Annotated in this window: 11 protein-coding genes and 3 pseudogenes; 6 read left to right on the top strand and 8 right to left on the bottom strand. The window is 62.8% G+C overall.

Annotated features, from left to right (window positions below; all coding sequences use genetic code 11):
• Positions 1 to 50 precede the first annotated feature (50 nt).
• Complete coding sequence (locus H3221_RS14975; protein ID WP_196477185.1) at positions 51 to 659, bottom strand: FMN-dependent NADH-azoreductase; 609 nt, start codon at positions 657 to 659, stop codon at positions 51 to 53.
• Between the two features lie 119 nt (positions 660 to 778).
• On the opposite strand from H3221_RS14975, the gene H3221_RS14970 reads away from it, so the two are divergent.
• Positions 779 to 1,681 (top strand): LysR substrate-binding domain-containing protein, encoded by a 903-nt coding sequence (locus tag H3221_RS14970; protein WP_196477184.1) that lies wholly within the window; start codon positions 779 to 781, stop codon positions 1,679 to 1,681.
• A gap of 1 nt (position 1,682) precedes the next feature.
• Here the strand turns inward: H3221_RS14970 and H3221_RS25850 are convergent.
• The 3 genes and pseudogenes from H3221_RS25850 to H3221_RS14960 form a co-directional block, all read right to left on the bottom strand.
• A pseudogene (locus tag H3221_RS25850) lies at positions 1,683 to 2,681 on the bottom strand (methyl-accepting chemotaxis protein); the annotation flags it as partial.
• 159 nt (positions 2,682 to 2,840) lie between these two features.
• A pseudogene (locus tag H3221_RS25845) lies at positions 2,841 to 3,365 on the bottom strand (cache domain-containing protein); the annotation flags it as partial.
• A gap of 115 nt (positions 3,366 to 3,480) precedes the next feature.
• Complete coding sequence (locus H3221_RS14960) at positions 3,481 to 4,800, bottom strand: Na+/H+ antiporter family protein (RefSeq protein ID WP_196477182.1); 1,320 nt, start codon at positions 4,798 to 4,800, stop codon at positions 3,481 to 3,483.
• A 185-nt stretch (positions 4,801 to 4,985) separates the two neighbouring features.
• On the opposite strand from H3221_RS14960, the pseudogene H3221_RS25840 reads away from it, so the two are divergent.
• The 3 genes and pseudogenes from H3221_RS25840 to H3221_RS14950 form a co-directional block, all read left to right on the top strand.
• Positions 4,986 to 6,272: pseudogene (locus tag H3221_RS25840) on the top strand (PDC sensor domain-containing protein); the annotation flags it as partial.
• Between the two features lie 102 nt (positions 6,273 to 6,374).
• The gene (locus H3221_RS25835) at positions 6,375 to 7,130 is read left to right on the top strand and encodes a methyl-accepting chemotaxis protein (RefSeq protein ID WP_370605273.1); all 756 of its coding nucleotides are present in this window, start codon (positions 6,375 to 6,377) and stop codon (positions 7,128 to 7,130) included.
• 143 nt (positions 7,131 to 7,273) lie between these two features.
• Positions 7,274 to 7,870: an NADPH-dependent FMN reductase gene (locus H3221_RS14950; RefSeq protein WP_196477180.1), complete on the top strand. Its 597-nt coding sequence runs from the start codon at positions 7,274 to 7,276 to the stop codon at positions 7,868 to 7,870.
• A gap of 113 nt (positions 7,871 to 7,983) precedes the next feature.
• On the opposite strand, the gene H3221_RS14945 is transcribed toward H3221_RS14950, so the two are convergent.
• From H3221_RS14945 to H3221_RS14930, 4 genes are read right to left on the bottom strand one after another with little or no spacing between them, the layout of a single operon-like run.
• Positions 7,984 to 9,297 carry a sensor histidine kinase gene (locus H3221_RS14945; RefSeq protein WP_196477179.1) on the bottom strand — a complete coding sequence of 438 codons (1,314 nt, stop codon included), beginning with the start codon at positions 9,295 to 9,297 and terminating at the stop codon, positions 7,984 to 7,986.
• Positions 9,294 to 9,962 (bottom strand): response regulator transcription factor, encoded by a 669-nt coding sequence (locus H3221_RS14940; RefSeq protein WP_196477178.1) that lies wholly within the window; start codon positions 9,960 to 9,962, stop codon positions 9,294 to 9,296. Before H3221_RS14940 ends, H3221_RS14945 begins: the two co-directional genes overlap by 4 nt.
• On the bottom strand, positions 9,962 to 10,276 hold the full coding sequence (locus tag H3221_RS14935) for a PepSY domain-containing protein (RefSeq protein WP_074941072.1): 315 nt from the start codon (positions 10,274 to 10,276) through the stop codon (positions 9,962 to 9,964). Before H3221_RS14935 ends, H3221_RS14940 begins: the two co-directional genes overlap by 1 nt.
• A complete protein-coding gene (locus tag H3221_RS14930; RefSeq protein WP_196477177.1) occupies positions 10,276 to 10,584 on the bottom strand; it encodes a PepSY domain-containing protein in 309 nt (102 codons plus the stop codon). The genes H3221_RS14935 and H3221_RS14930 overlap by 1 nt, the downstream gene beginning before the upstream one ends.
• A 145-nt stretch (positions 10,585 to 10,729) precedes the next feature.
• Here H3221_RS14930 and H3221_RS14925 point away from each other — a divergent pair, with 145 nt between their 5' ends.
• Positions 10,730 to 11,809 (top strand): patatin-like phospholipase family protein, encoded by a 1,080-nt coding sequence (locus tag H3221_RS14925; RefSeq protein WP_196477176.1) that lies wholly within the window; start codon positions 10,730 to 10,732, stop codon positions 11,807 to 11,809.
• A gap of 125 nt (positions 11,810 to 11,934) precedes the next feature.
• Complete coding sequence (queD, locus tag H3221_RS14920; protein WP_003461315.1) at positions 11,935 to 12,291, top strand: 6-carboxytetrahydropterin synthase QueD; 357 nt, start codon at positions 11,935 to 11,937, stop codon at positions 12,289 to 12,291.
• Positions 12,292 to 12,367 lie beyond the last annotated feature (76 nt).

Genomic DNA, 12,367 nt, shown 5'->3' with positions numbered 1-12,367 from the left:
CAGAAATGACAAAGCCCGCTTTCGCGGGCTTTGTTGTTTCAGCGCTCTGCTCAGGCAGTAGCGAACAGCTCGGAAATACGCTGCGCTGCACCCTTCATGGCTTCGGCGCGCGGCTCTTCGCCGTAGGCCAGGCCTTCGGCACGAACGATCTCGATGTCGTCGATGCCGACGAAGTTCAGCATGCGCACCAGATAGTCCTCATGCGCCTGGCCAGACGGCTGGCCGGCATGAATGCCACCGGCGCTGGAGGCGATCACCACGGTCTTGCCGCCAGCCAGCCCTACCGGGCCGTTCTCGGTGTACTTGAAGCTCTTGCCGGCGACGGCGATGCGGTCGATCCAGGCCTTGAGTTGGCTGGGAATGGCGAAGTTGTACATCGGCGCACCAATGACGATGGCATCGGCAGCAAGAAACTCTTCGAGGGTGCGTTCGGCCAGCTCGGCCTCGTGCTTCTGCGCGGCGTCACGCAGCTCGGCCGGGGTGCCGGCGGCGACCAGGGTGGCAGCGGAAAAGTGGCTCAGCGCATCGCTGGCCAGGTCGCGGTAAGTCACCTGAGCATCTGCAGCGACAGCGCTCCAGGCCTCGACCACAGAACGGCTGAGCTGACGGGAAGCGGAAGCATCGCCGAGGATGCTGGAATCGAGGTGCAGTAGTTTCATGGGTGCTCTCCAGAGTGCTATGCGACGTGGTGACGCAATTGCGGGGAGGCTACAGATGGAACCAATAGCCGATAAGACAGCAAAAATGCGATAGTTCGTCCCATTGATAGGACGATGACATGCATGACCTCAATGATCTGTTCTACTTTGCCAAGGTAGTGGAAGCCGGTGGTTTCGCCGCTGCCGGGCGCGCACTGGGCATTCCCAAGTCGCGCCTGTCGCGGCGCATCGCCGAGCTGGAGCAGCGCCTGGGCGCGCGTTTGCTGCAACGCTCGACACGCAAGCTGGCGCTGACCGATATCGGCGAGCGCTACCTGCGCCATTGCCAGGCGATGTTGCTGGAGGCCGAACAGGCCGAGGAAACCGTGACCAACCTGACCAGCGAGCCGCGTGGTCGGGTGCGCTTTTCCACCCCACCGGGCGTGGCCCTATTGCCCGACGTGATCAATGATTTTCTGACGCGCTATCCCCGGGTGCAACTGGAGGTCGTGCAGACCAGCCGCCGTATCGATCTGCTCAACGAGGCAGTGGACGTCGCCCTGCGCGTGCGCAACGCCGATGACGAAGAACCGGGCCTGATCACTCGCCGGCTGCTACCGGCGCGCGCGCTGGTAGTGGCGCGCCCGGATCTGATCGCCGGGCTGCGCCTGGAGCAGCCCGAAGATCTGCAGCAGTTGCCCGCGCTGGGCGCCATCGGAGCCGACCGGCGCATTCATCTGCGCTTTCATCACAATACGACGCAGGAGGCTCGCGAGATCGCCCTGGAAGCGCGCCTGGCCGTCGACGACTTTCCCATGCGCAAGTCGGCGGCACTGGCCGGGGTGGGCATCACGCTGCTGCCCACCACCTACTGCCACGAGGAATTGGCCGATGGCCGCCTGGTGTCATTGTTGCCGCACTGGACGGTGCCAGAGGGCTATGTCCAGTTGGCCTACAGCCACAGGCGCGGTATGTCGCCGGCTGTCCGCGCCTGGATCGAGTTGCTCAGCGACGCATTCAGTCGCTGGAGCTTCCCGCTCTGACTCAGATGCGGAACTGACGCACCAATGCCCCGAGGCGATCACCGAGGCCAGCCAGGCTGCGAGCAGTCTGTGCGCCACGCTCGGTTTCGTCGGCGACGCTGTCCACGGCGACGGCGATCTGATGCACACTGCGATTGATCTCCTCGGCCACTGCGGTCTGCTCCTCGGCGGCGCTGGCGATCTGCGCGTTCATCGCGTTGATGGTGGCAATCAGCTGAGCAATGGCGTCGAGCGATTCGCCGGCCTTGTTGGCCTGCTCGCTGGTCAGCTCACCGGCATCACTGGAGCGGCGCATCGAGGTCACTGACTGCTGCGTACCCTGCTGCAGGCGGTCGATCATGCCCTGGATTTCCTGGGTGCTTTGCTGGGTGCGGCTGGCCAGTGCACGCACCTCATCGGCGACCACGGCAAAACCGCGCCCGGCCTCACCGGCACGCGCGGCTTCGATAGCGGCGTTGAGCGCCAGCAGGTTGGTCTGCTCGGCGATGGAGCGGATCACGTCGAGCACGCTGACGATGGACAGCACGTCCTGCTGCAGGTTGTCGAGCGATACGCCGCTGCTGCGGATGTCCTCGACCAGCGAGTGAATACGCTGAATGCTGCCATCGACCACGCTTTTGGCTGCCTGCCCTTCGCGGTCGGTCTGTTGCGCAGCTTCGGCAGCGTTCTGCGCGCTCTTGGCGACTTCGTGGGCGGCGGCGGACATTTCGTTGATCGCCGTGGCCACCTGATCGGTTTCATGGCGCTGCTGCCCCATGGCCTGCTCGGAGCGCTGCGCCTGCTCGGAAACCTGGCCCACCAGCTCGGTGAGCTGCCCGGTCATTTCGACGATCTGCCGCACCAGGCCATGCACCTTCTCGACAAAACGGTTGAAGGAACCTGCCAACTGGCCCAACTCGTCCTGGCTGGTGACGGGCAGACGGCGGGTCAGATCGCCCTCGCCTGCGGCGATATCGTCGAGGTTGGCCTTGATCTGCTGTAGCGGACGCAGGAAGGCGTTGCTCAGCCAGACACCTATCACGCCAAACACCAGCAGAAGGATCGCCGCCACTACCATGATGCTGGTGATGATGGTGCCGATGCGGCGGTCGATCTCGGCCTGGACTTCGGCGATCTGCGCCTCGATACCGTCGAGATTGAGCGCGGTGCCAAGGGCCATGTCCCATTTGGGCAGGTAGTAGCTGTAGGCGAGCTTGGGCACCATTACCGATTCGTTACCCGGCAGCGGCGAGGAGTAGTTGACGAAGTAGCTGTTGTTCTTCGCCACGTTGACCAGCTCACGGTTGATGTACACACCGTTCGGGTCGCGCCGGTCGGCCAGGCTCTTGCCGACATCCACCGGGCTGTCGCCACGGAACAGGCGCACCACGTTGGAGTCATGACCGAAGAAGTAGCCGTCGGCACCGTACTTGATCTTCGAGAGGATGCCGATGGCCTGTTCGCGACTGGCCATGTCGCCTTGCGCGGCGCCATCGTAGAGCCCCTTCACCGAGCCCAGTGCGATCTGGATGTAATGCTCGAGCTCGCTGCGTTTCTCCTGCAGCAGACGCTCGCGCGTCTCGGCCACTTCGTCAGCAGCCAGATTCTGCAACACCCTCGCCGCCGTACCGCTGAGCACCAGCGCGAAAAGGATGACGGGAACCAGCGCAAGCAGGATTACCTTGGCTTTCAATGTCAGGCGCATTGTTGTTGTCCTTGTGTGCGAAAGCAAAAACGGGGCTACCGATGTATCGGCAGCCCCGTGGAGGAATTAAGCGACTCAAGGCGCCGAGCACTTGATCCGGCGTCTGTTCACGCCTTTACAGCAGCATAGCGGCGGCCCAACCGAAAGCCAGCAGCGGCAGGTTGTAGTGCAGGAAGGTGGGCACGACGCTGTCCCAGATGTGGTTGTGCTGACCGTCGGCGTTCAACCCCGAGGTTGGCCCGAGCGTCGAGTCCGAGGCGGGTGAACCGGCGTCGCCCAGAGCACCGGCAGTACCGACGATGCAGACGATGGCCAGCGGGCTGAAACCCAGTTGCACACCCAGCGGCACGAAAATCGCCGCGATGATCGGAATGGTCGAGAAGGAAGAGCCGATGCCCATGGTCACCAGCAGCCCGACCAGCAGCATCAACAGCGCGCCAACGGCCTTGTCGTGGCCGATCAGGGCCGCCGAGCTATCGACCAGCGTCTTGACCTCACCGGTGGTCTTCATCACTTCGGCGAAACCGGCCGCAGCGATCATGATGAAACCGATCATGGCCATCATCTTCATGCCTTCGGTAAACAGGCCGTCCGCCTCCTTCCAGCGCACCACGCCGGACACAGAGAAGATCACGAAGCCGACCAGCGCGCCGATGATCATCGAGTCCAGCCACAGCTGCACGACGAACGCCGCGGCGATGGCCAGCCCTGCCACCAGCAGGCTCAACGGGTTGTACTGCACGTCCACACGCTCGGCCTGCGAGACCTTTTCCAGGTCATAGACGCGCTTGCCGCGATAGCTGAACAGCACTGCCACGAGGAGACCGAAGAGCATGCCCAGCGCCGGAATGGCCATGGCCTGGGTGATGCTGATGCCGGTGACGTCGACACCGGACTTGGCGACATTGGCCAGCAGGATCTCGTTGAGGAAGATGCCGCCAAAACCCACTGGCAGGAACATGTACGGCGTGATCAGACCGAAGGTCAGCACGCAGGCGATCAAGCGGCGGTCCAGTTGCAACTTGCTCAATACATAGAGCAGCGGCGGTACCAGCATCGGGATGAAGGCGATATGAATCGGCAGCAGGTTCTGCGAGGAGATCGCAACAGCCAGCAGCAGCCCGATCAGCAACCACTTCAGCGTACCCCCTGCGCCTTCCTGCTGCTTATCGACCAGCGCCAATGCCCTGTCCGCCAGGGCGTGAGCCAGGCCCGACTTGGCGATGGCCACAGCGAAAGCGCCCAGCAGCGCGTAAGACAGGGCAACTGTCGCCCCGCCACCGAGCCCCTGGTTGAACGCCTTCAGCGTGCCCTCGACGCCCAGCCCACCCAACAGCCCGCCGGCCAGCGCACCAATGATCAGCGCCACGACCACGTGTACGCGACAGAGACTGAGGACCAGCATGATGCCGACCGCAGCGATTACAGCGTTCATAAAGCACTCCACCTTCACGGCGCAAAAAGCCGCGTACTTTGCCGCAAGCGAGCCATCGCTGTCAAAACGCATGATCGTTCATTATTTAAACCGAAACGTGCATAATTCCGACCGCACACCGTATCGATCAAGAATACGGGCCGCACACCGATAACACTGTTAGCCCATGTAGAAAGGAACGCACCATGCTGTTCAGCCGTCTTTCGATCCAGTGGAAGATCACCCTGCTCGCCGGCCTGTGCCTGCTCGCCATCGTCACCTTGCTGGTGGGTGCCTCGCAGTATCAGTCCAGCCGCAGCGCCAGCCTGGTGCGCGACGCAAGCTCTGCCATGCTGGAAGAGAGCGCGACACTGCGCCTAAAGGCGCGCAGTGAATTACAGGCGATTCGCATCCAGCGTTACTTCATGGACGCCTACCAGTACGGCAAGGGGTTTTCCCGGCAGATCCTGTTTCTGCGCGAGCAGGCCGAGAAGCGCTTTCTCGATGCTTTCGACCTGCGTGAGGACCTGACCCGCCAGGTGCGCAGCAGCCTGGAAGCCAATCCAGCCCTGCTCGGCCTGTACCTGGTGTTCGAACCCAACGCCCTGGACGGCAAGGACGAACTGTTCGCCGATCAGCCCGATCTGGGCAGCAATGAGGCTGGACGCTTCGCGCTTTACTGGGCGCAACCCACGATCGGTCAACTGGAAGCCGAGGCCATGACCGAGCAATTGCTGGGCGACACCACACCAGGTGACAACGGCGTGGCCTACAACGCCTGGTATACCTGCCCCCGCGATACCCGCCAGGCCTGCGTGCTGGAACCTTATTACGACGACGTCGGCGGGCAGAAGACGCTGATGACCAGCATCGCCTTTCCCCTGGAGCTCGATGGCAAGATCATCGGCGTCATGGGCGTGGATATCAGCCTGGCCAGCCTGCAGCAGATCAGCCAGGAGGCCAATCGCGAGCTGTATGACGGCCAGGGCCATATCAGCATCTTCAGCCCCGGCGCCTTGCTGGCAGGCCACAGTCGCGACGGCAGCCTGCTGAGCCAGCCGGTCGAGCGTGCCTTTCCCGAAAACGCCAGCGAACTGCGTAGCTTGATCAAGACCGGCAGCGACGCCGAGTTATGGCACGGCGACATATTGCGTGAAGTCAGCCCTTTCAAACCGATTCCCGAGGCAAAGCCCTGGTCGGTGCTGCTCGAAGTGCCTCAGCAAGTGCTGCTCGAGCGCGCCATCGAACTGGGCGCACAACTCGATGCCACCCGCACCCGTGACAGCCTGGTCGCGCTGGTGATGGGGCTTGTCGCGGTGATCGCCGGTCTGTTGCTGATGTGGCTGACGGCACGCGGCGTAACGCGGCCGATTCTCGGCGTGGCCGCCATGCTCAAGGATATCGCCAGCGGCGAAGGCGACCTGACTCGCCGTCTGCAATACGCCCGACAGGACGAGCTGGGCGAACTCGCCGGCTGGTTCAACCGCTTCCTCGACAAGCTGCAACCCATCATTGCCGACGTGAAAAGCAGCGTGATCGACGCCCGTGGCACGGCCGACCAGTCGGCGGCTATTGCCAGCCAGACCAGCGCCGGCATGCAACAGCAGTACCGCGAGGTCGACCAGGTGGCGACCGCCTTCCAGGAAATGAGCGCCACCGCCCAGGATGTCGCGCACAACGCCGCGCAGGCCGCAGAAGCCGCGCGCAATGCAGACCAGGCCAGCCGCGAAGGCCTGCAAGTGATCGACCGCACCACCAGCACCATCGATCTTCTGGCCAATGAAATGAACGTGGCCATGCAGGAGGTCGAAGGCCTGGCCAGCAGCAGCGAGCAGATCGGTTCGGTACTGGAAGTGATTCGCTCGATTGCCGAGCAGACCAACCTGCTCGCCCTCAACGCCGCCATCGAGGCCGCGCGTGCGGGCGAAGCCGGTCGTGGCTTTGCCGTGGTCGCCGACGAAGTACGCAACCTGGCCAAACGCACCCAGGATTCGGTCGAGGAAATCCGCCAGGTAATCGAAGGCCTGCAGAACGGCACGCGCGAGGTGGTCAGCACCATGCACAGCAGCCATCGCCAGGCTCAGGGCAGCGTCGAGCAGGTGCAGCAAGCCGTGGCCGCGCTGCAGCGTATCAGCCAGGCGGTCAGCACCATTACCGACATGAACCTGCAGATCGCCAGCGCCGCTGAGGAGCAGAGTTCGGTGGCCGAGGAGATCAACCGCAATGTCGCCTCGATCCGCGACGTCACCGAGGCCATCACCGCTCAGGCCGACGAGTCGGCGCAGGTGAGCCAGAACCTCAATCGCCTGGCCAATCACCAGCAGAGTCTGATGGATCAATTCCGCGTGTAACGTCGTAGGGTGCGCCGCGCGCACCAAAATACCGGCGGCGCATCAGTGGGCATGACGCCAAATCATCCTCGATCTGGCGGCGCTTCCCTTGCAGCACAGGCAGGCAATCGCCTAGCCTGCGTTCTTTTTTTCGGGGAAGCAGCATGCTCAATATCGCCTTGGTCGCCGGCTCCAGCCGCAACAACAGCCAATCGGGAAAGGTCGCTCGCGTGCTGCGTCAGCGCCTGATCGAGATGGGTCAAACCACTCAGGACACCAGCAGCATCATCGATCTGGGCCTGGCGCCCCTGCCGCTGTGGCCCGCTGAAGACGCCGGCCCCTGGTCCATGTATCAGCAGCAACTGACGGCCGCCGATGCCGTGGTGATCATTGCGCCGGAGTGGAACGGCATGGCCTGTCCGGCGATCAAGAACTTCTTCATCTACGCCAGCAAGGCCGAACTGGCGCACAAGCCAGGCCTGCTGGTTGGCGTTTCTTCCGGTATTGGCGGCGCCTACCCGATCAGCGAACTGCGCGCCTCCAGCTACAAGAACTGCCGCCTGTGCTACCTGCCGGAGCACCTGATCGTGCGTCAGGTCGAGAAAGTGTTGAACGGTCCGCAGGCGGTGGACGAAGCCGATGAGCGCATCCGCGCCCGCGTCGATTACGCGCTCGATGTACTGGTGCGTTACGGCCACGCCCTGCAGCCGGTCCGCGCTGCCATCAACTTCGATAACCCGGCCTTCGCCAACGGCATGTAATAGAGAGCCTTGCACGGCCCGTAGTGTGGGTTAGCGGCGCTGAACGCAGCGTTTGCACGCGCCAACAAACTTACCGCGCCGCGTAACCCACCAGACCGGCGTGAGCCTGAGGTTCAACGCCGTGGCAGACTGACCACCACTCGCAACCCGCCCAACGGGCCGTCCTGCAGCTCGATACGACCGTGCCAGGCCTCGATGATATCGCGCACGATGCCGAGGCCCAGGCCATGCCCTGCTACCTGCTCGTCCAGGCGGGTACCACGCCCAAGCACGGCCTCACGGCGTTCGGCATCGATACCAGGGCCGTCATCATCGACACATAGGCGATAGCCCTCGGCGCTCTCCTCCACCGTCAGTTGCACACGCTGATCGGCCCATTTGCAGGCGTTATCCAGCAGGTTGCCGAGCAGCTCCAGCAGATCCTCACGGTCACGCGGCAGGACCAGGCCAGGCGGCGCCTGCCAATCCAGGCTCAGGCCGCGGTCATGAATCATCGACAAAGTGTCGAACAGCCCCGGCAGCTCCTGCGCGCAATCGAAGCGCGCCCCCGGCAACACCTCGCCAGCCAGACGCGCACGCCCCAGCTCGCGACTGAGACGCTGCCCGATCTGCTCCAACTGCTCGCGCATGGTCGCGCGCAATGCCGGATGGGCTGCCAACTCCTCGCGGCCGACCAGGCTGATCAACACGGCCAGCGGCGTTTTCAGCGCATGGCCAAGATTGCCCAACGCATTGCGCGAGCGCTTGAGGGTGTCCTCGGTATGCGCCAACAAATGATTGATCTGCGCGACCAGAGGCTCCAGCTCTTCGGGCACCTCAGCATCCAGACCCGTACGCCGTCCCTGCTGCAACTGAACGATCTGCTGACGCACCTGTTCCAGTGGGCGCAGGGCACCGCGAACGGTGTAGCGTTGGGCAACAAGGATCAGCAGCAGCGCAGCACCTCCCAGGCCCAAACCCACCCACTGCATACGACGAAAGCTCTGCAGTACCGGCTGGTAATCCTGTGCCACGCTGATCGACAGGTTCTCGCCATAGCGGCGGTAGTCGGCGCGATAGATCAGCAGTAACTGGCCTTGCGGGCCATCGCCCAGCTCGGCCTGCATGCCAATGCCATTGGGTTTGAGCAGCTCACGATCCCACAGCGAGCGCGAACGCCAGCTGCGGTCGGAAAAATCGATACGAAAATAATGCCCCGAGAATTGCCGCTGGAACGAGGGATCGAGACGTCGCTCATCCAGTTGCAAACCAGCCGGCCCGCGCACCAGTGCGGCCAACAGGCCTTGCGCTTCGTCACGCAAATCCTCTTCCAGATAAGCGCGCAGGCCGCGGTCGAAGACCCAGAGACTGGCCTGCGCCAGAACCAGCCCAACCAGCAGCAGCGTCGCGGCCAGGCCAATACCGAGCCGACGCTGAATGGACCTCAACCCTGCTCTCCGGTAAAGCGGTAACCCTGCCCACGGCGGGTCTCGATCACGTTGCGTCCGAGCTTGCCGCGCAGGCGATTGACATGCACTTCGATGACGTTGGAGTCGCGCTCGGTCTCGCCATCGTAGAGGTGGTCGGCGAGATGACTCTTGGACAGGATCTGCCCCGGGTGCAGCATGAAATAACGCAGCAAGCGAAACTCTGCGGCAGTCAGGTCGATGGCTTCGCTGCCTGCCGTCACGCACTGGCGACTCTCGTCCAGTTGCAGGCCGGCGGCCTCCAGTTGCGGCTGGTTGGCCAGGCCATGGGCGCGGCGCAACAGCGCCTGGATACGCAAGGCCAGTTCCTCGGGGTGGAAGGGTTTGGTCAGGTAATCGTCGGCACCGGCCTTCAGCCCCTCGATGCGCTCGGCCCAGGAACCTCGCGCAGTCAGCACCAGCACCGGCGTGGCCAGTCCGCCAGCACGCCACTCCTGCAGCACCTCCAACCCCGGCTTGCCTGGCAGGCCGAGGTCGAGAATGATCAGGTCATAAGGCTCGCTGGCACCCTGATAGGCCGCGTCACGACCATCGGCCAGCCAGTCCACGGCATAGCCCTGGCGAGTCAGGCTGGCGGTCAGTTCATCGGCCAGGGGTACATGGTCTTCCACCAGCAACAGGCGCATCAGTCGTCTTCCTCATCCTTCAGAATAGTGCCGTTGCGGGCATCCAGTTCGAGCTCGCGCACCACACCCGAGGTGGTCAGAATCTCGACTTCATAGACCAGCACGCCATCCTCTTCCTCCAGCTCCGCTTCAAGCAGCGTGGAGCCGGGGTAGGCATTGCCGATGTGCTGCATCAGTTGCTCGAAGGGCATGATGACACCCTCGCGCCGCAGGCGCAGAGCCTCATCCTGATCGAGGTCGCGCGCAACGCCTGGTACGCTGGCAAAACCGCATGCCAGTACCAGCAATAGCGCGGTGGTACGTCGAAACTTCATCAATCATCCTGGTGGTTCTTGAGCATTTCCCCGGTGCTGGCATCCAGCTCCAGGTCCCACTGCACGCCCTGGGTATCGCGCAGCTCGATCTGATAGATATAGCGGCCGTATTCGTCTTCCAGCTCGGTTTCTTCGATGCGTGCACCTGGGTGTTGGGCCAGTGCCGCCTCATTGAGCTGTTCGAAGGATTTGATGGTCCCGGCATCACGCAGACGCAGGGCCTCGTCCGGGCCAAGGTCGCGCGCTTGGGCAATGGTAGCGACGCTGACGAGGGTGGCAAGTGTTGCGAGGCTGATCAATCGTTTCATGGGTTTCTCCAGCAGTGAATCAGTGACTGCCACTCTAGGCCAAGGCACTTAATTCAAGCTGAATTCACTCGCGTCATTCACCGCATGAAGTGGCTTGGCCTGCGCACTCAGCCCTCTATAATCGCCTGCTGCGAAAGGAGGCACGATGAGCGCGATCCATATCAAAAACCCTGCCCTAACCCTCAAGGCCGGCCCCAGGGCCTTGGCGAGAATTCGCCAGAATGGCCTGAGCCCGGCGGACGTCGGCATCCTGCCTGGCGCGGCGGGCGGACCCAAAGGCATCGGCATTCAGGGGCTGGATCTCGCACTCTTTGGGGACTGGCTACCTCGTGCGCCACGCGAACGCGCCCTGATCGGCGCTTCCATCGGCTCCTGGCGCTTTGCCAGCGCCTGCCTGCCGGACCCCGCCGCCGGGATTCGACGACTGGGCGAGCTGTACACCTCTCAGCGCTTCGCCAAGGGTGTGAGCATGGCCGAGGTGTCGGGCAGTTGCCGGCAGATGCTCAGCGAGCTGCTCGCCGATCAGGACGCCGCCATCATTGCCAACCCGCACTATCGCCTGCACATCGTCGTGGTGAAGAGCCATGGCCTGCTGCAACACGATCATCGCGGCAAACTCAGCCTCGGCCTGTCATCGGTGATCGGCAACAACCTCCTGGCCCGCCAGCGCCTTGGCCGCCATTTCGACCGGGTGATTCTGCATGATGCGCGGCAGGTGCCGCCGCTCGCGAAACTTAGCGACTTCCGCTCGCACTTCCATGCGCTGACCCCGGAGAACCTGCGCCACGCCCTGCTGGCTTCGGGCTCGATTCCCATGGTGATGGAGGCGATTCGCGAGATTCCTGGCCTGGAGCCGGGTGCCTATCGCGATGGCGGCCTGCTCGACTATCACCTCGACCTGCCCTACAGCGGCGAAGATATTGTGCTCTATCCGCACTTCACCGATCGTGTGATACCCGGCTGGTTCGACAAGAGCATGCCCTGGCGCCATGGCGACCGCACGCGTCTGCAGGATGTGCTGCTGCTCGCGCCATCACGCGAATACCTGGCGCGTCTGCCGCACGGCAAACTGCCGGACCGCACCGACTTCAAACGCTATCTGGGCAATGACGAAGGACGCGAGCGCTACTGGCGCCAGGCGATGGCCGAGAGTTCGCGGCTCGGTGACGAATTTCTCGAGCTGGTCGAAAGCAGCCACCTGGCAGAACGCCTGCAACCGCTTTGATACAAGGCATATGAGCGGCTGCCCAACCTGTAGAGCGGACGTGATTAGGCGGCAATTGGAGCAGACCTGTTAAACTGCGCAGCTCAACGCCAATCAGGCGAAATCATTTACGCGAGCGCTGTTCAGTGGAATTGTTCAAAGAATTCATCTTCGAGGCGGCTCATCGCCTGCCACACGTACCGGAAGGCCACAAATGCGGCCGCCTGCATGGTCACTCCTTTCGAGTTGCCATCTATATCGAAGGTGAAGTCGATCCCTATACCGGCTGGATTCGTGACTTCTCCGAGATCAAGGCGATCTTCAAACCGATCTACGAGCAGCTCGACCACAACTACCTGAACGACATTCCCGGCCTGGAAAACCCAACCAGCGAAGTGCTGGCCAAGTGGATCTGGCAACAGGTCAAACCACTGCTACCAGAGCTGTCGCGCGTACGCATCCACGAGACCTGCACCAGCGGCTGCGAATATCGCGGCGATTGATCATTACCCAGAAACACCGAAGGCCACCTCCAAGGTGGCCTTTTTATTGACACCGACAAAGCGCAGCCTTCCCCGC

The organism is Pseudomonas chaetocerotis, from assembly GCF_015712105.2.
GTDB classification, from domain to species: domain Bacteria; phylum Pseudomonadota; class Gammaproteobacteria; order Pseudomonadales; family Pseudomonadaceae; genus Aquipseudomonas; species Aquipseudomonas chaetocerotis.
This window is presented reverse-complemented; position numbering and strand designations above follow the sequence as displayed.

What these genes read in the sequence shown, in the direction of transcription:
- H3221_RS14975 (WP_196477185.1), bottom strand. Translation starts at nt 659, where the DNA reads ATGAAACTACTGCACCTCGATTCCAGCATCCTCGGCGATGCTTCCGCT.
- H3221_RS14970 (WP_196477184.1), top strand. Translation starts at nt 779, where the DNA reads ATGCATGACCTCAATGATCTGTTCTACTTTGCCAAGGTAGTGGAAGCC.
- H3221_RS14960 (WP_196477182.1), bottom strand. Translation starts at nt 4,800, where the DNA reads ATGAACGCTGTAATCGCTGCGGTCGGCATCATGCTGGTCCTCAGTCTC.
- H3221_RS25835 (WP_370605273.1), top strand. Translation starts at nt 6,375, where the DNA reads ATGCAACAGCAGTACCGCGAGGTCGACCAGGTGGCGACCGCCTTCCAG.
- H3221_RS14950 (WP_196477180.1), top strand. Translation starts at nt 7,274, where the DNA reads ATGCTCAATATCGCCTTGGTCGCCGGCTCCAGCCGCAACAACAGCCAA.
- H3221_RS14940 (WP_196477178.1), bottom strand. Translation starts at nt 9,962, where the DNA reads ATGCGCCTGTTGCTGGTGGAAGACCATGTACCCCTGGCCGATGAACTG.
- H3221_RS14935 (WP_074941072.1), bottom strand. Translation starts at nt 10,276, where the DNA reads ATGAAGTTTCGACGTACCACCGCGCTATTGCTGGTACTGGCATGCGGT.
- H3221_RS14930 (WP_196477177.1), bottom strand. Translation starts at nt 10,584, where the DNA reads ATGAAACGATTGATCAGCCTCGCAACACTTGCCACCCTCGTCAGCGTC.
- H3221_RS14925 (WP_196477176.1), top strand. Translation starts at nt 10,730, where the DNA reads ATGAGCGCGATCCATATCAAAAACCCTGCCCTAACCCTCAAGGCCGGC.